The sequence below is a fragment of the Sphingobium sp. B8D3A genome (genome assembly GCF_025961995.1).
In the GTDB taxonomy this organism is placed as follows: Bacteria; Pseudomonadota; Alphaproteobacteria; order Sphingomonadales; family Sphingomonadaceae; genus Sphingobium.
Window position 1 is genome coordinate 3,154,269 of the sequence record NZ_JAOQOS010000001.1, and the last position, 26,565, is coordinate 3,180,833.

The window sequence follows — 26,565 nt, forward strand, 5'->3', positions numbered from 1 at the left end:
GGGTGGCTATAGCTGGATGCGGACTGGTTGGCAAGAAAAGCGCCTAGCGGACCTTCACCACCGCCGGGACACCGACCGCGAGAGCACCGGGGGGCACATCCGTCATCACCACCGCGTTGGCGCCAATGGCGGCGCCATCGCCAATCGTGACGCGCCCCATGATCACGGCACCGGCGCCAATGTTCACATTGCGCCCGATAATCGGGGCTTCATCCAGCCGCTGCAGGGACCGCAAGCCCAGCGTGCAGTTCTGCCGAATGATCGATCCATCGCCAATGATGCTGGCCCCATGCACCACGATGCCGCCCTGATGCTCGACGATCACGCCCCGGCCGATCGTCGCGGTATAGGGAATCTCGATGCCATAGACATTGCGGCAATGCCGGTAGCCCCAGCGATAGATCATACTGAGCGGCGCCCGCAGCAGCTTGGAGCGCACCGTCATCCGCCAATTGCCGAACCGGTGCCAGAATAAGGTGCGGAAACCCGGCCGGGTCCATTCGCGCCCATGCGCCGCATAATCCTCGCGCACGAGCTGACACATGTCTTTGAAGCTCATGGCCGCGCACTCCCTTCTGCGCCCTTATATTCGATGAGGCGGGCCGGCGCTCCCCCGCGCGCGCGCAGATGATAGCGCGCCAAGCCGCCGAATTGCGCGAACTTGCCGAGCATCATCCACAGACCATAGCCCATGGCGAAGCGCAGCGGCGACCCCGCCGCGCGCTTGCGGGCCGCGATCCGCACGACCTGCGCGGGATACATCAGCACCATCGCAAGCGCAGCCCAGATCAGCGGCGCCACGCCCGACACCAGCCCGAGCAGGATCGCGCCCAGGATGAGGAGCGGGATCATACCGCCCCACAGCAGGATGCTGTTGCGCTGGCGGCGCCAGCTCGGAAATGCCGCATCGCCATGGCGCGCGACATGCTCTGCAAAGGCATAGCCGGCCCGGCGCGCACGCAGCCATTGTTGGCGCGCATGATGAATGTCGGCATCATGCAGTGTCATTTCCGCGTCGATCCGCCGGACCTGCCAGCCCATCCGACCAAGACGCAGGCAAAGGTCGGGCTCTTCGCCGGCAATCAGGCTGCCGTCATAGCCATCGGCTTGCGACAGAGCCGCCACGCGGAACAGCACATCGCCGCCACAGGCCTCGACCTGCCCGATGGGGACATTCCATTCATCGTCGCACAGCGCGTTGTAGAAGCTGGCAGCGGGGAAGCGCTCGCGACGCCGCCCGAAGACCGCGCACAGTCCCGGCTCGGCATCCAGCGCTTGTTCGGCCCGACCGATCCAGTCCGGCGCAAGTTCGCAATCGCCATCGACGAATTGAACGAAATCGAGCGTGGGATGATCCGCCAGCAGGCGCCGCCATCCGGCATTGCGCGCACGCGCCGCAGTGAAAGGCTTCGCGACGTCAAGCTCCACCACGCCGATGCCGAGGCTCCGCGCGAAGGCGATGCTGCCGTCCGTCGAACCCGAGTCGACATAGATCACTGGACAATCAGCCGGCGCGCTTCTGAGGCAGCGCTTCAAGCGCTCGCCCTCGTTCCGCCCGATCGCCACGATGCCCGTGCGCGGCGCCACGACGCTCATGGCGCGGTCCAGCCCGGCGCACGGCCTGCTGGCTCATCCCACCGGGGGATGGAGGCGCGCCCATCCGCCCGCTTGGGCCAGAAGCCATGCCGCAAGGTCATCGACACCTCCTGCGGAACGGCGTCGGCCCTCGGTCCACGCAGGGGGCGCAGCGCAAGCGCCAGCGCCCGCCCGGCAAGCCACGCAAGGTTGGCACAGAACAGCCGCGCAACGCCGCCGGTGCGCACAAAATAACGCCGCCGCGCCTCGAAACGATAAGCCGGATAGGGCCGCACCGCGACCTGCGCGCCGCTCGCGACGCCCGTGGCGGCCCCGGCAATATGGATCACGCGGCTGCCCGGCACGAACCACATCTCCCAGCCGGTGCGGCCCATGCGGTGCATCAGTTCGACTTCCTCGAAATACAGGAAAAAGCCGTCGTCGAACAATCCGGTCTCTCGAAGGGCCGCACTACGAAACAGGACGCTGGCACCGGTGAGCCAGTCTGCCATGACAGGCGCGTCACCCTCGACCAAAGTCGGCGCAATGCCGAGCATCGTTCCGAGCTTGGCCATGCCGCATCCCCGGACGAACTCCCGGCCCGGCGTCGGGAAGCGAAAGGCGGAGCCCGCCAGCGCGCCATCAGGCTCCAACAAGCGACTGCAAACGGCCCCGGCGCGCGGGCGCGCGTGCATGGCCTCCAGCAAGGCCGTGATCGCGCCGGGCTGGACCAGCGTATCGGGATTCAGCACATGAATGAAGGCGGGCGGCATCGGGCGCTGGAGCAATTGCAACATCGCCTGATTATTGGCCCAGCCAAAGCCGCCGTTGCGCTCCAGCGGCAGCACCGTGACCCAATCCCGCCAGTGCGGTGCGGCGAAATGCGCGGTGAGTTTTTCTGCCGATCCGTCAGCCGAGCCACCATCAACCACGATGACCTCGAACGGCCCTGCCCGCACCCGTTCTGGGACCAGCGACTCCACGCAGCGGATGACATAATCCGCAGTCCGGTAATTGACGATGACGATCGCGAGATCGGAAGGAGAAGTGGCAGGCATGTCGGTTCCGATAAGGCATCATGGGCCGGCGCGGTCGACGCCGCCCCGCCCCGCTCTTAGCGGCATTTCCTAAACGAAAGCTATGGTCAGCGCGCGGCGCTGTAGCGGGCGCCGCCCTGATGCAGCGTGCCGACCGCACGGGAGACCGCCTGCATCAGCTCCCAGCGCTGTGGAATGCCCACCGTTGTCTCGCCGATCATCACCGCAATCGCATAGCTCGAGCCATCCGGCGCGGTCATGATGCCGACATCATTATAGCCGGTCGAACGCGGCGCCAGATCCTGCCCGGTGCCGGTCTTGTGGAGATAGGTCCAGCCCGCCGGAACGCCGGCCTTGATCCGCTGCGGACCGGTCTTCGCGCGCTCCATCGTCGCCAGCAGAACCTGCGTCGAAGATGGTGAGAGCATCTCGCCCTTCTGGAGCCGCGCCAGCGCGCCCACGATGGCCAGCGGCGCCGCGCCATCGGGCGGATCGGCCAGATAGCTGTCGAGCGCGCGCTCGCGCACGGAGCGCGGCAGGTTGGACCGCGCGGCATAGAAATTGCGCCCGGCGGACATGTTCTGCGACCAGGTCAGCCCGGCCGTCTGGCTCTGCAACAGCCGCTCGCCGGGGCCGAACCTGATGCTGTCCGATCCGATGAACCGGCGCGCCAGATAGCTGCGCACGGCGTCCGGCCCGCCCACGGTGCGCAAAACCGAATCGTTCGCGGTGTTGTCACTCTGCGTCATCGCCCGCTCGAACAGGCTGCGCAGCGAGGTGGTATAGCCCTTCTCGCTGTTCACCAGCGCCGCGATAGGCTGATGGAACAGCGTCAGGTCGGACGGGCGAATGGTGACATCCCGGTCCAGGGTCAGCTTGCCGCGGTCCACGGCATCGAGCATGGTCATCGCCACCCACAGCTTGGAGACGCTCTGCTGCGGGAACAGCAGATCGCCATTATGCGAGACGGTCCACCCCGCATCCACGCTCTGCACGGCGATGCCGACCTTGCCATTGAACTGGCGCCCGAGCGCCTGAATGCTGGCGACCAGCGCCGGCGGCGCCGCCCTGACCGGCACGCGCGGCGTGGGAACGGCATTGCGATTGGGCAGCCAAGGCGCGCTCACCGTGCCGCCGCGCTGCACCCGCTGAACGGCGGCCTGCTGCGGGACCGGCTGTACGACTTCACGCGGCGGCGCGTAGCGGACGGCGGGCTGCGCCGGCGCCGCGATCCGCGCGCTTGGATGTGTCGATGACGGAATGGCGGTGCACGAACTCGCCAATGCAAGCACCGCGAGCGCCGCCGACAATGGCCCCAGACCCTGCCTCACGCGCTGAAATCTTCCTTGCCGAACATAGGGATATACTGACCGAGCCCTGCGCATAATTCCAGAACGAAGCGATCAGTTGCGGTGTACCGAATCCCTTTTGCGACAAAGTGAGGATGTCGCGGGAACAAGCGCTGCCCTAATTATTGCAAATCGCAACGGTTTGATCTCTGTCAAAGCGCGCACTGCCGGCATCGCCCATAAACATTGTGACGCGACGATCCGCAGTCGAAGCGTTGAAGGCAGCTCTGCTGTTTTCCCTCCTAGTCAGAACCTCAGGGCGCGACGGCCTGGCCATCGCGCCCTTTTTTTTGCTCATTTTGACGTCAGGGCGCCAGCACCGTATCGACAGCCTCCGGCAGCATGTCGGGATGATCGAGCGTGTAATGCAAGCCCCGGCTCTCCTTGCGCTTGAGCGCGCTGCGGATGATCAGCCGGGCGACTTCAAGCAGATTGCGCAACTCGATGAGGTCGGACGTCACGCGGAAATTGCCGTAATAATCATCGACTTCGCGCGCGAGCAGGTCGGCGCGGTGCTGCGCCCGCTCCAGCCGCTTGGTCGAGCGGACGATGCCGACATAATCCCACATGAACCGGCGGATTTCCTTCCAGTTATGGGTCACGACGACTTCCTCGTCGCTGTCCGTCACACGGCTTTCGTCCCACGCCCGGATCGGCGGCGGCGCGGGGAGATCGGCCCATGTCGCCCGGATGTGATTGGCAGCCGCCTCACCGAAGACGAAGCATTCGAGCAGCGAGTTGGAGGCCAGGCGATTGGCGCCATGTAGGCCGCTTTCCGTCACCTCACCCGCCGCATAGAGGCCCGGCAGATCAGTGCGCCCGTCGAGGTCGATCACCACGCCGCCGCAGGTGTAATGCTGGGCCGGCACCACTGGGATCGGCTCCTTGGTGATGTCGATGCCCAGGCTCAGCAGCCGCGCATAGATGGTCGGGAAATGCTCCTTGATGAACTCGGGCGTCTGGTGGCTGATGTCGAGATGGACATAATCCAGCCCAAGCCGCTTGATTTCATGGTCGATGGCGCGGGCCACGACATCGCGCGGCGCGAGTTCGCCGCGCGGATCGAACCGGTCCATGAACCGCTCGCCGCCGCCGGGCACGCCCGCGGGCAGTTTGAGCTTGCCGCCCTCGCCCCGCATCGCCTCGGTAATCAGGAAGTTCTTGACCTCCAGATTGTAAAGGCAAGTGGGATGGAACTGCATCATCTCCATGTTGGAGACACGGCAGCCGGCCCGCCAGGCCATGGCAATCCCGTCCCCGGTCGCGCCACGCGGTGCAGTCGAGAACAAATAGGTGCGGCCTGCCCCGCCAGTCGCGAGGATCGTCGCCCGACCCACAAAGGCTTCCACGCGCCCGGCCTTGCTGTCGAGCGCATAGACGCCCCACACCCGGCCATCGCCGGAATAGCGCTCGCCATGACGGGAGGTGATCAGGTCGATCGCGACCATATTCTCCATCAGGGTGATGTTCGGATTGGCGCGTGCGGCGGCCATCAGCGCGACCTGCACCGCATGACCGGTCGCATCATCGACATGCACGATGCGGCGGTGCGAATGCCCGCCCTCGCGCGTGAGGTGCCAGCGCTCGCCAAAGGCCTCGCCCGCATTGAATGGCACGCCCAGCGCCGCCAGCCGCTCGATCGCGGCCGGGGCTTCGGACACGACGAACTCCACCGTCGCCCGGTCGTTCAGCCCACCGCCGGCGACCATGGTATCCTCGACATGCGCCGCAAAGCTGTCCCCGCCATCGAGCACCGCAGCAATGCCGCCCTGCGCCCAGTTGGTCGAACCGGAATCGAGCGCGCCCTTGGCAAGCACCAGCACCTTGTGCGTCTGCGCCAGGTTAATGGCGGCGGTCAGGCCCGCCGCGCCCGATCCGATGATGATGATGTCATGCGTGGAAATGGTCATGCACAAGGTCCCGAGCGGCCGCGTGGTGGAATGGCGCGCAATGCCGTGTCCTAGCCTGCGCGCGGCGCTTTGCAATGCGGCAGCTCGTAATAGACTGATCGAGAACGATCTTTCCGATTATTCGGCGGAAGCTCAAGGGAAGATAGTTAACGAAGAGGAAATATATCGCGAAATGGAGTACAAAGCCTCGTGTGACGCCTTGTGCGTTTGCGTGTGGGAGAAAAGATCATGAAATCACTTTATTTTCTGGGGGCGGCTGTCGCGCTCGCCCTGACTGGCCCCGCCATGGCGGCCAATCTCGTCACCAATGGTGGCTTCGAGTCGGGCAGCTTCAGCGGCTGGTCGTTGAGCAATGTCGGCGGCGGCACGGCTCCGGTGGTGATCGCTTATGGTCAGGGCTCGGGTTACCCGACCGGTGCCTATGGCGAATCCATTCCCGCCCCGGCTGGCGGCGGCACCTATGGCGCCTATTTCTCGTCCGACACGGCCAACCCTGACTCGCTCTCGCAGAGCGTGAACGTGGTTGCCGGCGTGAGCTACTATCTGTCGTTCGATTACTTTGTGCCGCTGAATGGCTATGGCAATCCGTTCGACGCCTCGCTCCAGTTCCTGATCGACGATGTACCGGCGGGGCTGACTCTCACGGCGGGCAGCGTGAGCGGCACCACGCCGCAGACCTGGTACACCTTCACGACGCAGTTCACCGCGACGAACAGCGGCCCGGCCAATCTGAAGTTCAATTTCTTCGGTGACGGCAGCACGGCAGCCGACTTCGTGGTCGACAATGTGTCGATGGCTGCGGTTCCCGAGCCGGCGACCTGGGCTCTGATGATCGGTGGCTTCGCGCTCGCCGGCATGCAGCTGCGTCGTCGTCGGGTTTCGACCAGCTTCGCCTGAGCCTCGCTCAGTCTGAACACATGAAAGGCCGCCGGTGCAAATCGGCGGCCTTCATTTTGCGCATCGTGCCTGGCGCGTGAGAGATTTCTTCAACCGTCCGCGCGGGTGAGAGTCAGGAAGACGTCTTCAAGGTCGGGGTCGTGCGTGGAGACGTCCACGATGCTATAGCCCTGCGCCTGCACGACATTGATCACATCGCCCGCCGTGGCCTTGTCCTTGAGATAGGTGATCTTGAGGCTCCGCGCGTCGGACCGCTCGACCCGCTCGAACCGGTCATGCGCGGGCAGCGTGCCGAGGTCGCGGTCGACGGTGACTTCCACCACCTTTTCCCGCGCCATGCCGACCAGTTCGCGCGTCGGCTTGTCCGCGATCAGCCGGCCGTGATTGATGATCGCGATGCGATCGCACAGCTCCTCGGCTTCCTCCAGATAGTGCGTCGTGAGCACGATGGTCACGCCCTGCGCGTTGAGCGAGCGGACATAGGACCAGAGCTGCTGGCGAAGCTCGATGTCCACGCCGGCGGTCGGCTCGTCCAGCACGAGGATCGGCGGGGCATGGACCATCGCCTTGGCGACCATCAGCCGCCGCTTCATGCCGCCCGACAACGTGCGCGAATAAGCCGATGCCTTGTCCTCAAGATGCACCGCGCGCAGCAGGTCCATCGAGCGCCGCTCCGCCTTGGGCACGCCATAATAGCCGGCCTGATTTTCCAGCGTTTCCAGCGGCGTGAAGAAAGGATCGAACAGGATTTCCTGATTGACGATGCCGATCGAGAGCCGCGCGTTGCGCGCATCCCGGTCGATATCGAACCCCCAGATCCGCGCCGTGCCGCTGGTCTTGTTGACCAGCCCGGCGAGGATGTTGATCATCGTCGACTTGCCGGCGCCATTGGGGCCGAGCAGGCCATAGATGCTGCCGCGCGGCACGGTGAGGTTCACGCCGTCCAGCGCGCGCTTGCCGCCCTTGTAGGTCTTGCAGAGATCCTGAATTTCGAGAGCGGCTTGCGTCATGGTTCGCGCCCTAGACCAAATCGCGGAGCAAGGGAACGCTCAGCGCTCGGCCGCCAGCGCGCAATAGCGCGCCGCGTTGAGGAAATCAGCGCGACGACGTGCGAGCCGCGCGCTCTCTTCAGCATCCTCGCCCCATTGCTCGGCCTGCCAGGCCTCATCCAGGCTCGCCGCCGCAAACAGATCCTGCGCCGACAGCCTGCCTTTCATCAGCGCGAGCGAACCGACCAGCGTGCCGCTGATCTGCACGAGCGTGGCAAAGCCTGCGAGCAGCCACGGATCAAGCGCTTCGACGGCGGCGCGCAGGCCCGCCAATGTCAGCGCGGGCTGATCCACCGGGATGATACCCTGCGTGACGACGAAGGCGATGCCAAAGCGCTCGCCAGCCCAGTCGAGCAAGGGCTGCCATTGGGCTTCCTGCCGCGCGATCAGCGTCTGCGGTCCATCGGCGCGGTAGCAGAGCAGATCGCTCTCGGCATAAGCCGCCACCTGCCCGCGAAAGTCGCCCAGCGCCGGCAGGACGCGGTCGATCGTCGCATTGGCAAAGCCGGTCATCGGCATGGTTGCGGGGTCGATCTCCTCGCCCTGCCCGTTCCATTCCTCCGCAATCGCCTGCGCCAGCGCCGCACCGGGCACGATCAGCAGCGCGCGCGCAGGCGTGCGCACCGCCCGCCCGTCCAGCCCGATCGACCAGCCGTCCTCGCTCGCAATTGCCTGCGCGGAAGTCCAGAACCGCTTCATGTCGGGGCTTAGCCTTTGTCCTTCGGCGTCGCGAACGCGCGCGCCAGCATCCGGGGCACGATGAGAAACTGGATGAAGCCAACGGTGGAGACGATCACGCCCATCCACTTCGCCTTGTCACCCTGCACCCAATCGAACCGCTCCAGCGAGATTGCCATGCCGAACAGCAGGATGAACGCGCCGGACAGCCGGAACAGGCCGATCGCGTAAAAGCGCTGCTTGGCTGCGGCCGCACGGCGGGCCTGCGCTGCGGGGTCGGACGGGTCCGGACCGGCGCTGTTGGGTGTCGTCTCTGTCATGAAAGGCCGATATGGCGCGCCAGCTCAGCACTGTCCATGGCCACGGATGCAGCACCGGCTTCGATCAGCTCTTCGGCGCGATGATAGCCCCAGGCCACACCCAGCGCCTGGACCCCGGCCGCCCGCGCCATCAGCATATCGAAGCTGGTATCGCCGATCATGACAGCGCTGGCCCGCTCGACGCCCGCCTCGGCAAGCGCCGCGCCGATCATCGCCGGGTCCGGCTTGGAGGGATTGCGATCCGCGGTCTGCAACGAGACGAAGCGCCTGGACATGCCATGATGCTCGAGCAGCAGCCGCAAGCCCCGCTCCGATTTGCCGGTAGCGATGGCGAGCAGCCAGCCCTGCGCTTCGAGCCGATCCAGCAGTTCGGCGATGCCCGGATACAGCGGCTCGCGCAGCCCACCAGAGGCGCGCAGATGCTGGAAGCGCAGCTTATAATGGTCGCAAATCTCGTCGCGCAGCGCCTCGGAGCCATCGGGCACCAGCCGGGCAATCGCATAAGGCAAGGAGAGGCCCACGACCGAGAGGCACTGCTGGCGGTCGGGCGGCACCAGCGACACCGCCCGAAACGCGCCATCCATGGCCTCGACGATGCTGTGCTGGCTGTCGACCAGCGTTCCATCGCAATCGAAAATGGCAAGACGCAGGCTCATGACAGGCGAGGCATCCGGATCAGGCGGGTGTGGCTGGACGGGCAGACCGTCCAGCCGCCCGTGCCAGACGCGCCGAGGGCACGCAAGGCCAGCGATGGCTGCCCCTGCGGACATCGCGCGAGGACAACACAGCCGGTCAGTCCGATTGCCGCGGGTCCTTCTCGCCCAGCTCGGGGTAGAACAGCGCCCGATTGTGGCGGGATTCGTTGAACACCGCGCGCTTGGAAAACAGCCATTTGCCGTCTTCCTTCACATAATCCTCGATGACATGGCCGAAGTAGAGCACCTGCACATCCGTCTGCGGCGTATTGTTCGTGAGCGCGAACCAATACACGCGGCCCGACGCGGTCTTGCCGTCAGGGTTCACCGTGATGTCGTGGTTGAGCACATAATGGCGCGTGCGTGGCTGCGACTTGGCGTCCGCTGGAATCGTCGCCTTTTTCGCGATCTGGCCGCGCCATTCCTCGATGGCCTTGCGGATCGCTTCGCGGCCATGTTCCACCCCGCCAATCCAGTCGAGCACGCCATCACTGGCGAAGCTCTCGGCATAGGTCTCGGCATCCCGCGCGTCGGACGCGATCATGAGCCGGTTCGACAGGTTGACGATCTCGGCGCGCGCGACCGCATAGTCCTCCGCCGAAAGGCTCTGCGCCCGGGCATTACCAGTCATGGCCAGCCCCATCGCTACGGCCGTCAGGGCCAGGCACCGCAGTCTCGTCATGGCCATATCTCTCTCCTCCTGTTCTTGTTGCCTCAAGGGCCTCGGTCTCATCACGCATCGATGCCTCCTGCTTTTGGAAAGGGCGCCAGTTCGTCCGGCCGCACCCAGATGCCGTGGACTTGCGGACCCGCGCGGAACGGCAGGATCACGCGGGCGATGTCGCCCTCCTCCAGCCGCTGCGCATCGGCAATGATCAGCTCGGAGCGCATCTCCGCATAATTGGAAGCCGTGCCGATCAGATAGCCATCGCCCTCCGGCGCGTCGGCATTGCGAGGAATGAAGCAGCACTCCTGCAGGCTGTGCGTATCGCCTGGGAAATAGCGATCGACCTTGTTCGTATGGAGATCGAACCGGGCATAGCTGTTCGTCACGCGCCCGCGCAGATTGCCCGCCCGCGCCTCGTCGAACGGCCGGGTCGGATCGGTGAAGCCCGTGAAGCAATAGCGGTTTTCCTGCGTCAGATAACGCGGATCGATCCGCCCCAGATCGCCGATGGGCAGCGGGAACAGGATCTCCTCCTCCCAGCTATCCTTCCTGGAGTTGAGGTCGAAGGTCAGGCGGCGCACATAGGCCTTGGCCCGCGTCGGGTCCCAGGGGGAGCCATCGACATTGGGGAAGAAGGGGAAGAAATTGGAATCGTAGAAGGGGGCGTAGAGCACGACCTTGTTGCCGATGGTCTGCGCGTTGAACGTGTGCATCATGCACCGCTCCGGGCCCTTGAACCAGCGGATGTCCTTGCCGTTGCCATCGCGCGGCATGATGCCGATGTAGCTGTCCTTGCTGCGGTCCCACCCCCAGTGAACCTTACCTTCGCGCAAGCGCTCCATGCTGGTGACATAACCACCGAACGGGAAGAGGATGTGCTTCTCCGTCAAGGCAATGTCATGCATCACCGAGACATAGGGCACCTCGAACCGCGTCTCGCGCGTCACCCGGCCCGCCTTGTCCATCGCGTAGACGAACACGTCCTTGGAGGCCGGCCCCGTCGCCTCATAACCATAAGCGATCATCTCGCCGGTGAACGGGTCGATCTTCGGGTGCGCCGTGAAGGTCTGGCTCTTATACTTGCCGTCGAAATCCCACGCGCCGATCGTGTCCAGCGTCACCGGATCGATCTGCTGCGGCAGCGAATCCTCCTTGAGCGTGAACAACTTTCCGCCATGGACCAGCGGCGTGGTGTTGGAGACGGTGCCGTCGATGCCCTGCACGCTGGGATCGTCGGTAAAGCGATTGCGATAATAGCCAAAGAGCTGCCGACCCGCCTTGAGATTGGCCTGGAAGCGCGGCGTGCGGACGAACTTGCCCTTGTAAGAGACGCGCCCATCCTTGAACCGGAAGGTGCTGACATAACCGTCGGTATGCAGCATCGCATCGTCCGGCTTGCTCGGCGGATAATACCATTCACCGCCCAAGCGCACGAAGGTGCCGACCAGATCGGCGGGCAGTGTGCCCTGCACTTCGCATTCGAGAATCTCGGCATCGTAGCGCTGCGGGGAAAAGAAGCCGCGCTTGGCCGGATCAGAAGAAAAATCGACCACTTGAACCTCCGGTCAAGGGCAGCCGCACATCTCGGCAGACCCGTTCAGACATAACAATTCACTCTGCGCAGCATCTCGTCCGACAGCGGCTCCACGCCCTCGCCGCTGCGGCACCCGCGCGGCGGATGCCAGGGCGCGGCGCGGCCGGTGCGGTCCAGCCACGGTTCGTTGGAATGGAAGGACAGCACGGCATCCATCCGGGTTGGTCCAGCCGCACGCGCCAGCACGGCGGAGCCGCCCGCGCCGATCAGCAAGGCGCCGACGCAGGCCCCGCGCAACATCTGGCGGCGGCTGGCCAGAAGCCCCAGTTCATGCGCCAACCGGGGACGATGCGCCCGATTGTCCGACTCCACCGACACGTGCTGCTCTCCTGCAATTGCACATGATCGATAAAAGGGCCGGCCCCGCGGGGCTTTACTGGCGACGCATCGTGCTTTGCATTGCCGGGAACAAAGTGCAGGCAGGCGAACGGCCTTGCGCCGCGTCCGGCAGCGGGCGGTCAGCCGAACCGGCGCAAAAGCTCGCAGAGTTGGGCGATCCGCTCCTGCCCGATGCGCGCATCGAAATGCGCCTCATAAGCATCGTGGCAACGCCGCAGCTCGGCCAGAAAATCCGTTCCCGCCGCCGTCATCCGCAGCAGGCGCACGCGACGATCCGCCTCGCTCACCTCACGCGCCACGAAGCCGCGCTTGACCAGATCGTCGAGAAGGCGCGTCATATTGTTGGAGGTGATGCCCATGATCTCAGAGAGGTCGCCGGGCGCGCAACCGGGATTGCTGTGGATCAGCAGGAGGACGGAATAAGCGCTCGGCGTCATGTCCGTGCCGGCGAAGAAGCGGTTGAACGTAGTCGAGGCATCGCGCCAGGCCGCATGGAGCAAAAAGCCGAAGGTGTGCTCCAGCCCGGCCAACTGGAAGCCCCTTTCTTTCAGCTGCTCTGTTCGTTCCACCGCCGCCTCGCTCATGTCCGCTCCAGCCTTGGCGCGGGCGATGCGCCCTGTCGACCCTCATGCGCGCGTGCCGGCCATCTTCGGCAGCCCAGTTCACCGGCAGACGAACAAGAGTTCCCTGTCCGCAAATTGCGAACGGACCGGACTTCCTAGAATGAGGCGAACCAGAGGAGCCTGCCATGCCCGCTCACCCCGGCGTCAGCAGACGAACGGCATTGAAAGCCGTCTTTGCTGCGACGACCGCTCCCGCCATCATTCTGCCAAGGGCTTTTGCGATGACATCATCCGAACCGATTGCCGACACGCAATATGGGCGCCTGCGCGGCAGCCTCGAAGGCGATGTCATGGCGTTCCGCGGCATTCGCTATGCGCGGGCCGAGCGCTTCCGCCCGCCCGTCGCGCCGGAGGCCTGGACAGGCATTGCCGATGCGCTTGCGTTCGGGGCCAGCGCGCCGCAATCCAACCCCAATCCGCCGCCCGGCCCGCCCTATGTCATCCTTGCGCAACTGCCGCGCCCGGCCAATGCGCCACCCCCACCCCCGCCGCTCCCGGAATCGGAAGACTGCCTGTTCCTGAACATCTGGACCAGCGGGTTGCGCGATGGCCGCAAGCGGCCGGTGATGGTCTCTCTGCATGGCGGCTTCTTCTATGGCGGCTCAGGCTCGGCGGTGGACGGCAGCAAGCTCGCAGCGCGCGGCGATGTCGTGTTCGTCAGCCTCAACCATCGTCTCAACGCCTTTGGCTACACCCACCTCGCCGGCCTGACGGAGAGCGACGAATTCACGCATGCCGGCAATGCGGGAATGCAGGACATTATCGCCGCGCTCGGCTGGATCCGCGACAATATCGAGAATTTCGGCGGCGATCCGGCGCGCATCATGGTGTTCGGCACCTCCGGCGGCGGAATGAAGACCAGCTTCCTGATGAGCAGCCCCGCCGCACAGGGCCTCATCCACCGTGCCGGCGTGCAGAGCGGCCCGGCGTTGCGCTTTATGGAGCGAGAGGATGCCGCGACAGCGACGGACCGGCTGCTGCACCGGTTGAACATCCCGCGCGACGACTGGCAAAGCCTGCTCACCCTCCCCGTGCAGACCCTGCTTGCAGGCTATCATGAGGTGGCGGACGAGCTGAAGCCGTGCAACTTCGCGCATCTGCCCTGTTTCGCCCCGGTGCTCGATCCGCTGTTGCTCCCGCGACACCCCTTCTCGCCCCGCGCGGCGCCGCTTACCAACGCCATCCCGATGCTCATCGGCTGCAATGCGCAGGAAATGAGCTTCTTCTGGGGCAATGATCCCGGCGCCTTCACGCTGGACGAGGCCGGCCTCGAGACCCGCTCCCAGGCAGTCCTCGGCGACCGCACTGGGACAGTCCTCAGCCGCTACCGGCAGGCCTATCCCGAGGCCACGCCGAGCCGGCTCTTCCTCCAGTTGTTCAGCGACTATTCCATCCAGGCACCGATCATCGCGCAGGCCGAGCGCAAGGAAGGCGCGCCCGCCTTCATGTACCGGCTCGATTATCAGAGCCCCGCGCTCGGCGGTAAGCTGGGCGCCCTTCACACCATGGAGACGCCGTTCATCCTCAACACGCCGCAATCCGCCCGTGCCCTGCTGGGCGAGGGCGACGCCCCGGCCATGCTCGCGGCCAAGATGAGCAGCGCCTGGGTCGCCTTTGCCACCAATGGCGATCCCAATGATCAGGCGAGCGGATTGCCGCACTGGCCGGCCTATGAGCGGAGCACCCGCGCGACGATGCTGTTCGACCAGTCGTGCCGCGTGGAGCCCGACGCAGGCCAGCTCGCGCGCGAGATCATGGGCGATCTGGTGGAAGGCTAGGCACGCGGGGACCGCAAGGACATTCCCTCCGTTCGTCCTGAGTAGCCGCTGAGCTTGTCGAAGCGGCGTATCGAAGGGTCGGCCCTTCGAAACGATGCTTCGATACGCCTCTTAGGTCCGCGCCTACTTCCCGTTGCCCGGCCCCCAGGGCGACGTCGCATTATAGGGCGCCGTGATGAACGTGGCTTCCACCCCGGTAATCATGCCGCCCTGGATCTTGAACATTTCCAGCAGCGCCCAGCTATGCGGCTCACGGAAGATGGATCGACGCGGCGTGCCGTCGGTCAGGGTGTAATCGGCCAGAACGCCCTTGTGATCGATGAAGCCGCGGAACAAGGAAATGCCCCGCTCCTCATCGACGAGGATCGGCACCCGCCTGACCTTATTGTTGAAGGCATAGCGACCCAGTCGGAAATCCTTCTCGATGTCGCCGAAGATCATGCCGTTTTCGTAGCGGATCGCATCGGGCGCAAAGCGCGTGTTGCGGATTTCGCCGATGTTATTCTCCAGCGTCTGGAAATAGCCATCGCCCAGGCTCAGCAATTCCTCACGGCTGTTGCGGCGCGCCTGAGGCACCGGCGTTGCACGGTCGGCGGGGCGCACAAAATCCTTGGGCTCCGCAAACGGCGTCGGCGGCGAGCTCAGGTTGCGCTTGGTCGAGAGCATATGCTCGACCTCGGTAATCTTCCGGTTCTCGATCTTCAGCCGGACGGCGAGATAGCCGGGAATTTCGCTCTGGTTGATGGCCATGAACGCCGCGGCCTGCCCGGTCTGCGGGTCGGAGAGCGTCAGCGCCGTGCCGACTTCCTCCGTCACAGTATCCCAACTCGCATCGGGAAACGCCATCTCGATATTGTTTTCCGTGAAGCGCACATGATCGGCAAAAGGCGCAGCCGAGACATCATGGGCCAGATAGGCCGCACGATATTGGCCCATAATCTCTTCAAGACAGGCTTTGTCGCAGCCAGCCTGGGCCTGCGCCGCGCCACTCGACATCGCCATCATCATCAATGCTCCCACACGCGCCAGAACCAACCGCATCGCATCCTCCACTCGATCGGCTGTCAGCCTAGCATCGTCACGCCCCCGCGCTTGTCGGGGTGGACACGCGCGTTTTGTCCGTGCGTGAACCGGCATCCAGCATCTGCGCGCGGTACGTCTTGGGCGCGGTGCCGAATTTTTCCCGGAAGGCGCGGCTGAAATGCGCGGAACTGCTAAAGCCGTTCTCGAAGGCGATCTGCGTCAGCGTCGTCTGCGCCGCCTTGGGCGACGCGAGCGCGGCGCGGCAGCTTTCAAGCCGCTTTCCCCAGATATATTCGCTGATCGTCTCGTCGCCATTGAAGACCTTGTGCACATAGCGCTTCGAGCACTTCATCGCTTGGGCGATCATATCCACGGACAAAGCGGGATTGCCGACGTTCCGCCGCACAAAAGCACGGATGCGGTCCTGGGTAAGTTCGCGCATCGGTGCCACGTCGCTGCCCAGCCGCTGCTCGTGCAGCAGCATGCGCATGAAATCGATCATCGTCTCGCCAAGATCGGCATCGAGCCGGTCGTCCGTCTCGGCAGTCGTGGTAATCGCGCCGTGCAGGCAGGCCTGCAGCATCCGTGCGATGCCGCCGCCGACCTGCAGCGCACCGGGCAGCCGGGCGATTGCGTCCTGCTCGTGGCGCGCCAGCCGGCCGAGCGGTAGTTGCAACGCCAGCTTGCGCGAGGCTTCCAGATGCGTCGCCACATAGGGATATCGCCCGTCGCTCACAGACCATTGCCCGGCCCGCACGATATGTTCGCCATGGCGGGTCGAGACGATTGTCGAGCCGCGGTGCTGAAACCAGATGCGGACATGCGGATCGCCTTCGCCTGCGGCAATCAGGCGCCGCGTCCACGCCGCGCGATGCGGGGACGTGTCGAGCCGAAAGACCTTGGCATCGCCGAGCGCCCGGCGGACGACGACGCCCTGAAAGGCGTGGTCCTCGATCCTGTCGGCTTCGACGCCGCCGATCGCCGCGGCGCCGGCATTCCAGAACCCCAGCCGGTCGCGGTCCGGGATGTCCTCAGTCGAGACTCTGCGCGCTGCGCCCACTGCCCTCTCCCGTCCTCATGTCCGGGCCGCTCTCATCCTTCTTAGGACCGGCCGCCCGCATTATCTCTTTGCGAGAGATTGTTTCGTGAGACCGCATACAAGTCAAGCCGCTTACAGTGCGGCCACTGTTGCTCCCGTGCATCATGAAACAAGTCCGGGTGCACCATTGGAGAAGGCAAATGCCTTTGCCTGCCGTAATTTGGCGGCGGTCTGCCTGATCACGGCCCTCGACCGGTCGGAAGAAAGAAACGGCCAGTCCCGATTTTGCGCTTCGCATCCTTAGATATCCCAATTATAGTAGGACAAAATAAATTACACACAGGGGAGATGTCATGAGAAAGTTCCGTTTTGCGCTCTTGTCGTCCGCGATCGCGCTGATCTCGTCGACCAATGCTTTTGCTCAGGATGCCGCGCCGCAGGCGGGCAATACGCAGGCCGCGAGCGACGGCGATATCATCGTCACCGCGCAGTTTCGCGAGCAAAATCTGCAGGATACGCCTATCGCCATCACCGCGGTGAATTCGGCGATGCTGGAGGCACGCAGCCAGACCGATATCAGCCAGGTCGCCAACCAGGCCCCCTCTGTGACACTGAAGCCACAGGGCGCTGCTTATGGCCCTGCTCTGGGCGCTAACATTCGCGGTGTCGGCCAGTTCGACTTCAACCCCGCGCTTGAGCCTGGCGTCGGCTTCTATGTCGATGACGTCTATTACGCCACGCTGACCGGCTCGATCCTTGACCTGCTCGACCTCGATCGCGTCGAAGTGCTGCGCGGCCCGCAGGGCACGCTGGCCGGCCGCAACTCCATCGGCGGCGCGGTAAAGCTCTATTCGCAAAAGCCGGAAGGCACGAACAGCGGTTATGTTGCCGCCGCTTACGGTAGCCGTAACCGCATCGATCTGCGCGGCAGCGCCGATTTCAACATCGCGCCGGGTATCGACATGCGCCTCGCTGGGGTGGCCAAGAAGCAGGAGGGCTATGTCACCCGTCTCGACTATGGCTGCGTCTACCCCGCTGGCGGCACGGCAACCTTGCCGACCACCGCACCGCTGAATGGCGGGAGCCTGATGAATCCTGTCGGCGGGATTCCTGCCCGCACCAGTCGCGCGGACTGCGTGCTCGGAAAGGAAGGCGAAGTGAACTACATCGCCGCGCGTGGCCAATTACGCCTGCGTCCGTCCGAGACGATCGATATCAACATCATCGGCGATTATACCGACGATGATCGTCAGGCCGCCGGTTCGGTGCTGCTGGCGCGCACGTACCCTAATGGCGGCCTTGCGAGCCCCAACTTCCCGCTCGCGCCGAACCCGCCCTACACCACTGGCACGCCGCCCTCAGGCGCGGTGCCGCGAGATATCCAGCCTTTTGCTGCAGTCGTGCCTTATGACACGCGCTTCGTGTGCGGGCCCTATTGCAACTACGCAACGTACGACATGCCAGCAGATGGCCCCTATCGCGCATCCAGCGGCAATGGCCGGGTTCGCTTCAAGGGCTGGGGCGTTTCGGGACAGATCGATTGGGAAATCGCGCCCAATCTGCAGATCAACTCGATCACGGCCTATCGTGAATATGAGTCGAACTTCAGCAACGACAACGACGTATCGCCGCTGGCCCACAGTCTCGGCTATGGCCCGCTGACCTTCCGATTCTTCAGCCAGGAACTGCGCCTGAACGGGTCGATCAACGACCAGATCGATTTCACCCTGGGCGGCTATTACAGCGATCAGAAGTCGGTCTACACCTCCTTCCAGGATCTGCGGTCCTCGGCGCTGCAGTTCCAGCAGAGTGATCCTGTCAACGCGGATAGCAAGGCTGCGTTCGCTCATATCTCCTGGAACCCGGTCGACGCGCTGACGCTGACTGGCGGCATCCGCTACACGGAAGAGGCAAAGACCTACACCTATGTGCGCCAGCGGCCCTATCTGGACCCCACGTCGGTCACGGCGAACGGCGTGCTGCCGCTCAACGGAACGGTGGGTAACTACAGCGGCAATCGCGTCGATTACCGCGCGAACGTCCAGTATGCCTTCTCGAACGACGTAATGGCCTATGCGCAGTTCTCCACCGGCTTCAAGGGCGGTGGCGTCAACCCGCGGCCCTTCTTCGTCCAGCAGGCCCTGTCCTTCGGTCCCGAGACGCTGAACGCTTATGAAATCGGCCTGAAGACCGACCTGTTCGACCGCATGCTGCGCTTCAACGTCGCTGCGTTCCTCAGCAAATATAAGGACATCCAGCTCTCGCTCGGTAATTGCACGGCTATTACCGGCGCCGGCTTCGGCGCGCCATGCGCCCTGCCGGTCAACGCTGGCGATGCCGACATCAAGGGCGTCGAAGTCGAAGTCACGCTGCGTCCCACCGAGGGCATGAGCATCGATGGCGCCCTGAGCTACATCGATTTCGAATATAAGAAGTTCGGCACCTACACGGCCGGCACCTCCACCGTATCGGTCGGCGGCCCCACCAATCTCAGCGGCCCGCAGTTCGGCGACTATGCGCCCTACACGCCAGAGTGGAAGTGGAGCCTCGGCGTACAGTATAAGATCGATCTCGGCACCGCCGGGTCGCTCACACCGCGGGTCGACGGCTCTTATCAGAGCAAGGTCTACACCGTGTCGGCCAACCGCTCGAGCAACCGCATCGACGCCTATGGCGTCGCGAATGCGCGGTTGACCTGGCGGAATGCGGATGAGGATCTGGACGTCTCGTTCGAGGTCACCAACCTGTTCGACGAATATTATCTGCTCACCATCTATGATCAGACCGTCGGCAGCCAAGGCTACTCCAACGGCCAGCCCGGCCGTCCGCGCGAATGGGCTGTGAGCGTGAAGAAGAAGTTCTGATCGCGGGCTACTAACGAAAAAGGAAGGGCTGCGACCGGCACAGGGTTGCAGCCCTTCTGCATTTTGGCTTCCAAACACACTTGTTGCATATTCTGCATGTGTCTTCTCGGCATCGTCATGCCGAAATCCCCTGATGGCCCTTCTAAGGATCGGGCGCAGATGCTAAGGCGCCACCACCGACGCCATGAGCTGTCGGCACCAGTAACTGACTGGGGATAAAAGCTATGTTCGCGGAGGCCGACGCTCTCCTGCTGGCGCGTATCCAGTTCGCTTTCACGGTGAGCTTTCACTTCATCTTCCCGGCCTTCTCGATCGGCCTGGCCAGCTATCTCGCCGTTCTGGAAGGGCTGTGGCTCAAGACGGGCAAGTCGGTCTACATCGACCTGTTCCGCTACTGGCTGAAGATCTTCGCCATCGTCTTTGCGATGGGCGTCGTCTCGGGCATCGTCATGTCCTACCAGTTCGGCACAAACTGGTCGGTCTTCTCGGATGTTGCCGGACCGGTCATCGGGCCGCTCATGGCCTATGAAGTCCTCACTGCCTTCTTTCTGGAGGCAGGCTTCCTCGGCGTCATGCTGTTCGGCATGAACCGCGTCGGCAAGAAGCTGCATTTCTTCGCGACGTTGATGGTCGCCATCGGCACCTTCGTCTCGGCCTTCTGGATTCTCTCGGTCAACAGCTGGATGCAGACCCCGCAGGGCCACATCATGGGCGCGAACGGCCAGTTCCTGCCGGGTGACAGCTGGCTGCCGATCATCTTCAATCCCAGCTTCCCCTACCGCCTCGTCCACACCGTGACCGCTGCCTATCTTACCACGGCGCTGGTCGTCGGCGCGGTCGGCGCCTGGCATCTGCTGCGCGATCGCGCCAATGCCCATGCGCGCAAGATGTTCTCCATGGCCATGTGGATGATCGCGCTGGTCGCGCCCATCCAGATTTTCGTCGGCGACATGCATGGGCTGAACAGCTGGGAGCATCAGCGCCCCAAGGTGCTCGCCATGGAGGGCCATTATGAGAGCTATCCGGATGGCGCGCCGTTCATCCTCTTCGGCGTGCCGAACGCCAAGGAAGAGCGGGTCGATTATGCCGTGAAACTTCCGGGCATGACCTCCCTCATCCTCGAGCACGACATCCACGCCCCGATTGAGGGCCTCAAGACCATTCCCGTTGACGAGCGCCCGCCGGTTGGCGTCGTCTTCTGGTCCTTCCGCATCATGGTCGGGCTGGGCATGCTCATGCTCGCGCTGGGCATGACCAGCCTGTTGGCGCGGTGGCGCAAGGGCCTGTACGACTGGTCGCTGCTCCACCGCTTCGCGCTGGTCATGGGGCCGGCGGGCTTCGTCGCCGTCATCGCCGGCTGGGTGACGACCGAAGTCGGCCGCCAGCCTTATGTGATCTATGGCCTGCTCCGCACTGCCGATGCGGCCTCGCCGCTCGCCGCGCCGGCCGTCGCCGCTTCGCTGCTGGCCTTCGTCGTCATTTACTTCGCGGTGTTCGGCGCAGGCACCTGGTATATCCTGCGCCTCATGAACATGCCGCCGCACCCCGGCGAGACGGGCGTGGAGGAGACCGAACGCGGTCCGATCCGGACCGCCGGCATCACACCTGGTCCTGCACAAGGCGACCCCAGGTCGACGTCACCAGTTCAGCCGACAGTACAGGGGAGGGCCGACTCATGATCGATCTCACGGTCATCTGGGCGTTCATCATCGCCTTTGCCGTCTTCGCTTATGTGGTGATGGACGGGTTCGATCTGGGGATCGGCATCCTGTTCCCCACCATCACGGTCGGCCACGGGCGCAATCGCGCGATGAATTCGGTCGCGCCGGTGTGGGATGGCAACGAGACCTGGCTGGTGCTCGGCGGCGGCGGCCTGATGGCCGCCTTCCCGTTGGCTTATGCGATCATTCTGCCGGCCACCTACCCGCTGGTCATCGCCATGCTGCTGGGGCTCGTCTTTCGCGGCGTCGCCTTCGAGTTCCGCTGGCGCGATCCGGGCCACCGCGCCTTGTGGGACATGTGCTTCTTCGGCGGCTCGGTGGTCGCCGCGCTGGCGCAGGGCATGATCCTGGGCGCACTGCTGCAGGGCATCGACGTCACCGGGCGATCCTATGATGGCAGTTGGTGGGACTGGCTGACGCCCTATACCCTGCTCACCGGCGCCGGCGTGGTCGCGGGCTATGCCCTGCTTGGCGCCTGCTGGATGATCTGGAAGCTGGAAGGCGAGGTGCAGGAGCATGCCTATCGGCTCGCCTTCAAGGCGGCGATCGCCACGCTGCTGCTCATGGGTGCGGTGAGCGCCTATAATCTGCTGCTGCTGTCCGATTATCGCGCCCGCTGGCTGGAAATGCCGAACATCCTATTCGCCAGCCAGGTGCCGCTGCTCACCGCCATCGTCGCCGGCGCGCTGTTCTACGCGCTCAAGACGCGGCGCGAACTGATGCCCTTCCTGCTGGCGCTGGCCCTGTTCTTCCTTGGCATGGCCGGTCTTGGCGTCACCATCTGGCCCTATGTCGTGCCGGATCAGATCACCATCTGGGATGCGGCAGCGCCTGAGAAGAGCCAGATTTTCATGCTGGTCGGCGTCGCGATCACCCTGCCGCTCATCCTCGCTTATACCGGCTGGTCCTATTGGGTCTTCCGGGGCAAGGTTGGCCATGAGGGCTATCATTGACCCGCGTCCCTGAAGAGGCACCGCTGTGGCAGCGCCTCGGCTGGATGGCAGGCATCTGGCTGGCGAGCGTGTGCGTGCTGGGCGTCGTGGCCTGGGTCCTGCGCCTCTGGATTGCCTGACACGCCGCCACGCCTAACTAGCCGGCATGATAATAATCAGCCGGCGCGCCGGGGGCCAATCCGCCTTTCGCTCATTATGCTCCTGCAACAGGAGCACCGCCATGACTGCCAACCCCTTTTCAATGTGGTTCGATTTCGCGCAGACCTGCATTCGGGCGACCGAAACGATGGTGAGCACGCACAATGTCCTGCTCGCCCGCACACCCATCATCATGGCGGCATGGCAGTCCCCCTTCACCGCCGATGGCCGCGAGCTCAGCCTGATGGTGACGGAAAAGACCGACGCCTTCGGAAAGGCGGCCCGCGCGCAGGATCGCGGCGCCCGCCGCTTGCGCCAGACCGGCGCGGCCAACGCCCGCGACATGCAGCGCCTCGCCTCGGGCCAGCCATTCTGGCCTCACGACTGGATGCGGCTGATGGAGCGCAATGTCGCGACGACCGTCGCCATGATGGCCCTGCCGGGCAAGATGCTGGCGCCTTATCACAGCGCCGTGACGGCTAACGACCGGCGTTTGCGCTAAGCGCTTATCGAGGCAGAGATCGTCGGGGCAACCTTGGCCCCTCCTCTTCAGAGGAGGGGTTGGGGTGGTGCAACAAACTTGAGAACACTCGCCAGCCCTGCGATGCTCGCGCATCGCCACCACCCCCGACCCCTCCTCTGCAGAGGAGGGGAGACTGGGCAGTCAACGCCTGGAACCCGGCGACCCTAAACCAGATCCTCCACCATATAATCGATCGGCCGAAAGCTCCCGCCATTGCTGGCATATGCCGAGCAGGCCGTCAGGCCGATGATCAGATCCATCTCCGCCTTGAGGACAATCCGGTCGCCCGCCGCGCTCAGCGGCGGCAGAACGCTGATCTTGCCGTCCGCCCCCACCGGCACATTCATGAAGCAATTGAACGCAACCGGGATCATATCGGCCGTGATGCCATAAGGCGCCAACGCCGCTGCTAGATTGCCGAAACAACCCGGAACGACCGGCTTGTCCGGATAAAAATGCAGGAAGGTATCGGTGCTGCACGGCGTCAGCAGAAAATCATGGCAGCCGACCGTATCCTGCTCGATCGTCAGCAGCACATTGGACCGGTTCGACCACAGCCTGTTGCCCGTCGTCAGCCGAATGGTCTCCTCATAATCCAGCGTGCGTCCATTGCTGAGCACCTCGCCAATGTCGGCGCGATTATATGCCAGCAGGTCCGCCACCTGGCACCCTTCCGGGTCGATCACGGTCAGATACTGGCCGGCAAGCAATTCGAACGCCACGCCCGAACGGGGCGGAATACGCTCTGCCATCACGCGACCTCGCGGGGGTCATGGAACGGGCATTTCCAGTCCTCGCCGACATGCCGCCCGCTATACTGCGCGGCCTCGCTGCTCGTGCCGTGGCGTGCAAGCATTGGATTGGCCTCACCGGCAAGATCGACATCGCGGGCGATGATCGTCTCTCGGATCTTTTCGTAGCGCCCTTCCTGACGCAACTGCTCGAACTGATCGTGCAGGTTGAACACGATCACCGGCCGCTCGAAACGCCGCGCCGGGCGGCTCGCTGCCGGATGCAGACCCACTGCGAAAAAGGCTTCCCCGCCAAAGCTCAGCGAGAAATGGGGATCGTCCGGATCGCGGCTCACCCGCTCATCATAGGGCAGGCCAAGCCACGCATCCTTGTCGGCCAGCGATTGCAGGCGGTCCCACATCGCCTGCTCATAGGCCTTTTCATCCAGCGGCGCCGCATGCGCGAAAATGATCGCGAGGCTGCGGAACAGCCCCGGATCGCTCGCATAGGATTGCGCCCAGGCCATCAATTCGCCGTGCAGGCGCAAATCGTCCCAGCCGCTGTCGATGGACCAGCCCACGAGAATGTTCAGCGTCCCGCGCGAGAGGGCCGATTTGGCCCCCACGCACGGAAAACTCCGGTCCATGATAAACGCCTCGAAAGAGGCGCGCAGCCGCGCTTCTTCCTCCTGTGAAATCAGCATCCGTCCTATATCCGCTATCTACTCAGTCTAATTCAGAAATCCTGCCCGGGGCATTCGTTCCAAATCGAGGCGGGTTCCCCGCACTAACAAAAAGCAAATGGCACGGATGGAGGGCTGGATTACTGCGCAGGAACGGGGAAGCCACGCTTGCGCAGCAGCGCATTCACATCCGGGTCGCGGCCGCGGAATGCCCGATAGGCTTCGGCCCGGTCGGTCTCGTTGCCGGTCGCGAGCAGCGCCTTGTTGAAGCGCGCGGCCAGCGCCGGGTCCCAGACATTGCCGGTCTCCTCGAAGGCGGCCCAGGTGTCCGCATCCATCGTCTCGGACCACAGATAGCTGTAATAGCCCGCCGAATAGGCATCGGATGAGAACAGGTGATTGAACTGCGGCAGGCGGTGCCGCATGATCATCTCCTTGGGCATACCGATTTCCGCCAGCGTCTCCCGCTCGAACTCATCGATATCGGTCGGCGCGTCGGGGCGATTGTGCAGCTTCATGTCGACGATGGCCGAGGAGAGATATTCGACCGTGGCAAAGCCCTGGTTGAAGGTGTCGCTGGCCTTGATCTTGTCGACCAGAGCCTTGGGGATTGGCGCGCCGGTCTGGAAATGGCGCGCATAGGTCTCGAGAATATAGGGCGTCAGCACCCAATTCTCATGAACCTGGCTCGGATATTCCACGAAGTCGCGCGGCGTCGTGCCCAGCCCCGGCCAGGTGATGTCATAGCTCAGATAATGCAGCGCGTGGCCGAACTCATGGAACAGCGTGGTCGCATCGTCGAGGCTGATCGTCGTCGGCGCCCCGGCGCTGCCCTTGGCGAAATTGTTATTGTTGGAGGCCAGCACATACTCGTTGCCGTTCAGATGATCCTGCCCCTTATAGGTGGTCATCCACGCCCCGGAGCGCTTGCCGCTGCGTGCCCAGGTATCGAGGTAGAACAGCCCGACGACCTTGCCGCCGCGCGTCACCTCGAAGGTCCGCACATCGGGGTGGAAGACCGGCACGGCGCCGGTATTCTCGGTGAAGGTGAAGCCGTAGAGGCGGTTCGCCATGTCGAACATGGCCGAGACCATCTTGTCGAGCTGGAAATAGGGCTTCACCTCATTCTGATCGAGGTCGTACTTCGCCTTGCGGACCTTCTCGGCGTAGAAGCGATAGTCCCAGGGCTCGATGGTGATCTTCGGCCCCTGCCCGGCCTTTGCCTCCGCATCAGCGATCGCCTGCATGTCCGCCACTTCCTCACGCACGCGGGCGACGGCCGCCGGCCACACCTTCATCATCAGGGCCATCGCCTTGTCCGGCGTCTGGGCCATGGTGTCGCGCATGCGGTATTCGGCATGGGTCTTGAACCCGAGCAGCTTCGCCCGCTGGGCACGCAGCGCCACGATCCGCGCGATGGTCGCATTGGTGTCATTGGCATCGCCATTGTCGCCACGATTGGCGAACGCCTCGAACACGCTCTTGCGCAGGTCGCGCCGTGTCGAGCTTTCCAGGAAGGGCTGCACATAGGAGCGGGTGTTGATCAGCAGCCAGCCATCCACGCCCTTGTCCTGCGCCGCAGACTTCATCGTCGCCACGAAGTCGGCCGGCAAACCCGCGAGATCGGCCTCGCTGGTGAAGGTGATGAACTTCTCCTCATCGGCCAGCACCTTGTTCTGGAAGCTGCTGAACTCCTGCGCCAGCGCGGTCTCGATGCCGATCAGTTCCTTCTTCTGCGCGGCATCCAGCATGGCGCCGTTGGCGACCAGATCCTCATAAGTGCGGGTCAGCAGCCGCATCTGCTTGGCATCAAGGCCCAGCGTGTCGCGTTTGTCGTAGAGCACCTTCACCCGCGCGAAATAGCGCGGATCGAGCGTCAGTTCGTTGAAGAAGGCGCTCAGCTTCGGGCTCCACTCACCCTGAATGCGGCGGATGTCGTCATTGGAGAGATTGGAGACATACACGCCCCAGATCGGCATCACCCGGTCGGACAGCGTCTCCTTCTGAAGCGCGGTGATCGTATTGTCGAACGTCGGGGCGGCCTTATTGGCCAGCACACCCTCGAACTGCGCCTTCACCGAGGCCATCACCGCCTCGAACGCGGCAGGGAATGCCGCCGGGTCCACCTTGTCCCATGCGGGCACGCCGCCATAGGGGCCGGTCCATGGCGCGGTGATGGTCTCCGCTTTTTGGGCGGCGAGCGGCGTGGACAGCGCGAGCGCGACGGCGCTCAACGGGGCAAGAACATGCTTTGAAGGCATTTGTCGGAAAACCTCAATCCTTGGGGAAACGCAGTGTCGCGTCACATGAGGCCAAACTTATCGGCTACCCGCTTGGTTTCAACCCCTTGCAGCCGACGCGACAGTCCTCTCGACAAGC

Annotated in this window: 25 protein-coding genes; 7 read left to right on the forward strand and 18 right to left on the reverse strand. The window is 64.0% G+C overall.

Annotated elements, in window-relative coordinates; all coding sequences use genetic code 11:
• Positions 1-43: 43 nt before the first annotated feature.
• The 5 genes from M2342_RS14600 to nadB all read right to left on the reverse strand — a co-directional run bounded on the left by M2342_RS14600 (position 44) and on the right by nadB (position 5,871).
• The gene (locus M2342_RS14600; RefSeq protein ID WP_264571125.1) at positions 44-559 is read right to left on the reverse strand and encodes a serine O-acetyltransferase; all 516 of its coding nucleotides are present in this window, start codon (positions 557-559) and stop codon (positions 44-46) included.
• Positions 556-1,596 carry a glycosyltransferase family 2 protein gene (locus M2342_RS14605; protein ID WP_264579613.1) on the reverse strand — a complete coding sequence of 347 codons (1,041 nt, stop codon included), beginning with the start codon at positions 1,594-1,596 and terminating at the stop codon, positions 556-558. The genes M2342_RS14600 and M2342_RS14605 overlap by 4 nt, the downstream gene beginning before the upstream one ends.
• The gene (locus M2342_RS14610) at positions 1,593-2,633 is read right to left on the reverse strand and encodes a glycosyltransferase family 2 protein (protein WP_264579614.1); all 1,041 of its coding nucleotides are present in this window, start codon (positions 2,631-2,633) and stop codon (positions 1,593-1,595) included. The genes M2342_RS14605 and M2342_RS14610 overlap by 4 nt, the downstream gene beginning before the upstream one ends.
• 86 nt (positions 2,634-2,719) lie before the next feature.
• Positions 2,720-3,943, reverse strand: coding sequence for a class A beta-lactamase-related serine hydrolase (locus tag M2342_RS14615; protein WP_264579615.1), 1,224 nt, complete (start codon positions 3,941-3,943; stop codon positions 2,720-2,722).
• Between the two features lie 323 nt (positions 3,944-4,266).
• Positions 4,267-5,871, reverse strand: coding sequence for an L-aspartate oxidase (nadB, locus tag M2342_RS14620; RefSeq protein ID WP_264579616.1), 1,605 nt, complete (start codon positions 5,869-5,871; stop codon positions 4,267-4,269).
• A gap of 228 nt (positions 5,872-6,099) precedes the next feature.
• Here nadB and M2342_RS14625 point away from each other — a divergent pair, with 228 nt between their 5' ends.
• Complete coding sequence (locus M2342_RS14625) at positions 6,100-6,768, forward strand: PEPxxWA-CTERM sorting domain-containing protein (RefSeq protein ID WP_264579617.1); 669 nt, start codon at positions 6,100-6,102, stop codon at positions 6,766-6,768.
• Between the two features lie 89 nt (positions 6,769-6,857).
• On the opposite strand, the gene M2342_RS14630 is transcribed toward M2342_RS14625, so the two are convergent.
• From M2342_RS14630 to M2342_RS14665, 8 genes are all read right to left on the reverse strand, one after another.
• The gene (locus M2342_RS14630; protein ID WP_264579618.1) at positions 6,858-7,778 is read right to left on the reverse strand and encodes an ABC transporter ATP-binding protein; all 921 of its coding nucleotides are present in this window, start codon (positions 7,776-7,778) and stop codon (positions 6,858-6,860) included.
• 39 nt (positions 7,779-7,817) lie between these two features.
• The gene (locus M2342_RS14635) at positions 7,818-8,516 is read right to left on the reverse strand and encodes an ATP12 family chaperone protein (protein ID WP_264579619.1); all 699 of its coding nucleotides are present in this window, start codon (positions 8,514-8,516) and stop codon (positions 7,818-7,820) included.
• Positions 8,517-8,524: 8 nt separating this feature from the next.
• Entirely contained in the window at positions 8,525-8,815 is a 291-nt protein-coding gene (locus M2342_RS14640) for a purine permease (RefSeq protein WP_264579620.1), read from the reverse strand.
• Complete coding sequence (locus M2342_RS14645) at positions 8,812-9,471, reverse strand: HAD-IA family hydrolase (RefSeq protein ID WP_264579621.1); 660 nt, start codon at positions 9,469-9,471, stop codon at positions 8,812-8,814. The genes M2342_RS14640 and M2342_RS14645 overlap by 4 nt, the downstream gene beginning before the upstream one ends.
• Before the next feature lie 136 nt (positions 9,472-9,607).
• On the reverse strand, positions 9,608-10,198 hold the full coding sequence (locus M2342_RS14650) for a nuclear transport factor 2 family protein (RefSeq protein ID WP_264579622.1): 591 nt from the start codon (positions 10,196-10,198) through the stop codon (positions 9,608-9,610).
• A gap of 44 nt (positions 10,199-10,242) precedes the next feature.
• Positions 10,243-11,730, reverse strand: a complete 1,488-nt coding sequence (locus M2342_RS14655; protein WP_264579623.1) for a carotenoid oxygenase family protein — start codon at positions 11,728-11,730, stop codon at positions 10,243-10,245.
• Between the two features lie 44 nt (positions 11,731-11,774).
• Positions 11,775-12,089, reverse strand: a complete 315-nt coding sequence (locus M2342_RS14660; RefSeq protein WP_264579624.1) for a hypothetical protein — start codon at positions 12,087-12,089, stop codon at positions 11,775-11,777.
• Between the two features lie 140 nt (positions 12,090-12,229).
• Entirely contained in the window at positions 12,230-12,694 is a 465-nt protein-coding gene (locus tag M2342_RS14665; protein ID WP_264575125.1) for a MarR family winged helix-turn-helix transcriptional regulator, read from the reverse strand.
• 260 nt (positions 12,695-12,954) lie between these two features.
• Between M2342_RS14665 and M2342_RS14670 the strand changes: the two genes are divergently transcribed.
• Positions 12,955-14,511 (forward strand): carboxylesterase/lipase family protein, encoded by a 1,557-nt coding sequence (locus tag M2342_RS14670; protein WP_264579625.1) that lies wholly within the window; start codon positions 12,955-12,957, stop codon positions 14,509-14,511.
• A gap of 123 nt (positions 14,512-14,634) precedes the next feature.
• Here M2342_RS14670 and M2342_RS14675 read toward each other — a convergent pair whose 3' ends face one another.
• Positions 14,635-15,552, reverse strand: a complete 918-nt coding sequence (locus tag M2342_RS14675; RefSeq protein WP_264579626.1) for a hypothetical protein — start codon at positions 15,550-15,552, stop codon at positions 14,635-14,637.
• 37 nt (positions 15,553-15,589) lie between these two features.
• Complete coding sequence (locus M2342_RS14680; RefSeq protein ID WP_264579627.1) at positions 15,590-16,594, reverse strand: helix-turn-helix domain-containing protein; 1,005 nt, start codon at positions 16,592-16,594, stop codon at positions 15,590-15,592.
• A 332-nt stretch (positions 16,595-16,926) separates the two neighbouring features.
• Here M2342_RS14680 and M2342_RS14685 point away from each other — a divergent pair, with 332 nt between their 5' ends.
• From M2342_RS14685 to M2342_RS14705, 5 genes are all read left to right on the forward strand, one after another.
• Positions 16,927-19,437, forward strand: coding sequence for a TonB-dependent receptor (locus M2342_RS14685; RefSeq protein WP_264579628.1), 2,511 nt, complete (start codon positions 16,927-16,929; stop codon positions 19,435-19,437).
• A 224-nt stretch (positions 19,438-19,661) separates the two neighbouring features.
• Entirely contained in the window at positions 19,662-21,116 is a 1,455-nt protein-coding gene (locus M2342_RS14690; RefSeq protein ID WP_264579629.1) for a cytochrome ubiquinol oxidase subunit I, read from the forward strand.
• Positions 21,113-22,111 carry a cytochrome d ubiquinol oxidase subunit II gene (cydB, locus tag M2342_RS14695; protein WP_181560456.1) on the forward strand — a complete coding sequence of 333 codons (999 nt, stop codon included), beginning with the start codon at positions 21,113-21,115 and terminating at the stop codon, positions 22,109-22,111. The genes M2342_RS14690 and cydB overlap by 4 nt, the downstream gene beginning before the upstream one ends.
• Positions 22,108-22,230, forward strand: a complete 123-nt coding sequence (locus M2342_RS14700) for a DUF2474 domain-containing protein (RefSeq protein ID WP_264579630.1) — start codon at positions 22,108-22,110, stop codon at positions 22,228-22,230. The genes cydB and M2342_RS14700 overlap by 4 nt, the downstream gene beginning before the upstream one ends.
• 101 nt (positions 22,231-22,331) lie before the next feature.
• Positions 22,332-22,751, forward strand: a complete 420-nt coding sequence (locus M2342_RS14705; protein ID WP_181560458.1) for a hypothetical protein — start codon at positions 22,332-22,334, stop codon at positions 22,749-22,751.
• A gap of 185 nt (positions 22,752-22,936) precedes the next feature.
• On the opposite strand, the gene M2342_RS14710 is transcribed toward M2342_RS14705, so the two are convergent.
• The 3 genes from M2342_RS14710 to M2342_RS14720 all read right to left on the reverse strand — a co-directional run bounded on the left by M2342_RS14710 (position 22,937) and on the right by M2342_RS14720 (position 26,447).
• Positions 22,937-23,524, reverse strand: coding sequence for an urea carboxylase-associated family protein (locus M2342_RS14710; protein ID WP_264579631.1), 588 nt, complete (start codon positions 23,522-23,524; stop codon positions 22,937-22,939).
• Positions 23,524-24,207, reverse strand: coding sequence for a guanitoxin biosynthesis heme-dependent pre-guanitoxin N-hydroxylase GntA (gene gntA / locus M2342_RS14715; protein ID WP_264573468.1), 684 nt, complete (start codon positions 24,205-24,207; stop codon positions 23,524-23,526). The genes M2342_RS14710 and gntA overlap by 1 nt, the downstream gene beginning before the upstream one ends.
• A 119-nt stretch (positions 24,208-24,326) precedes the next feature.
• Positions 24,327-26,447, reverse strand: a complete 2,121-nt coding sequence (locus tag M2342_RS14720; RefSeq protein WP_264579632.1) for a M3 family metallopeptidase — start codon at positions 26,445-26,447, stop codon at positions 24,327-24,329.
• Positions 26,448-26,565: the final 118 nt, after the last annotated feature.

Bases quoted from the DNA above. Each gene is read 5' to 3' on its own strand.
- M2342_RS14710 (WP_264579631.1), bottom strand. From the start codon at position 23,524: ATGGCAGAGCGTATTCCGCCCCGTTCGGGCGTGGCGTTCGAATTGCTT.
- M2342_RS14645 (WP_264579621.1), bottom strand. From the start codon at position 9,471: ATGAGCCTGCGTCTTGCCATTTTCGATTGCGATGGAACGCTGGTCGAC.
- M2342_RS14720 (WP_264579632.1), bottom strand. From the start codon at position 26,447: ATGCCTTCAAAGCATGTTCTTGCCCCGTTGAGCGCCGTCGCGCTCGCG.
- M2342_RS14610 (WP_264579614.1), bottom strand. From the start codon at position 2,633: ATGCCTGCCACTTCTCCTTCCGATCTCGCGATCGTCATCGTCAATTAC.
- M2342_RS14665 (WP_264575125.1), bottom strand. From the start codon at position 12,694: ATGAGCGAGGCGGCGGTGGAACGAACAGAGCAGCTGAAAGAAAGGGGC.
- M2342_RS14690 (WP_264579629.1), top strand. From the start codon at position 19,662: ATGTTCGCGGAGGCCGACGCTCTCCTGCTGGCGCGTATCCAGTTCGCT.
- gntA (WP_264573468.1), bottom strand. From the start codon at position 24,207: ATGCTGATTTCACAGGAGGAAGAAGCGCGGCTGCGCGCCTCTTTCGAG.
- M2342_RS14705 (WP_181560458.1), top strand. From the start codon at position 22,332: ATGACTGCCAACCCCTTTTCAATGTGGTTCGATTTCGCGCAGACCTGC.
- M2342_RS14670 (WP_264579625.1), top strand. From the start codon at position 12,955: ATGACATCATCCGAACCGATTGCCGACACGCAATATGGGCGCCTGCGC.
- M2342_RS14640 (WP_264579620.1), bottom strand. From the start codon at position 8,815: ATGACAGAGACGACACCCAACAGCGCCGGTCCGGACCCGTCCGACCCC.
- cydB (WP_181560456.1), top strand. From the start codon at position 21,113: ATGATCGATCTCACGGTCATCTGGGCGTTCATCATCGCCTTTGCCGTC.
- nadB (WP_264579616.1), bottom strand. From the start codon at position 5,871: ATGACCATTTCCACGCATGACATCATCATCATCGGATCGGGCGCGGCG.
- M2342_RS14625 (WP_264579617.1), top strand. From the start codon at position 6,100: ATGAAATCACTTTATTTTCTGGGGGCGGCTGTCGCGCTCGCCCTGACT.
- M2342_RS14630 (WP_264579618.1), bottom strand. From the start codon at position 7,778: ATGACGCAAGCCGCTCTCGAAATTCAGGATCTCTGCAAGACCTACAAG.
- M2342_RS14650 (WP_264579622.1), bottom strand. From the start codon at position 10,198: ATGGCCATGACGAGACTGCGGTGCCTGGCCCTGACGGCCGTAGCGATG.
- M2342_RS14675 (WP_264579626.1), bottom strand. From the start codon at position 15,552: ATGCGGTTGGTTCTGGCGCGTGTGGGAGCATTGATGATGATGGCGATG.
- M2342_RS14685 (WP_264579628.1), top strand. From the start codon at position 16,927: ATGAGAAAGTTCCGTTTTGCGCTCTTGTCGTCCGCGATCGCGCTGATC.
- M2342_RS14635 (WP_264579619.1), bottom strand. From the start codon at position 8,516: ATGAAGCGGTTCTGGACTTCCGCGCAGGCAATTGCGAGCGAGGACGGC.
- M2342_RS14605 (WP_264579613.1), bottom strand. From the start codon at position 1,596: ATGAGCGTCGTGGCGCCGCGCACGGGCATCGTGGCGATCGGGCGGAAC.
- M2342_RS14600 (WP_264571125.1), bottom strand. From the start codon at position 559: ATGAGCTTCAAAGACATGTGTCAGCTCGTGCGCGAGGATTATGCGGCG.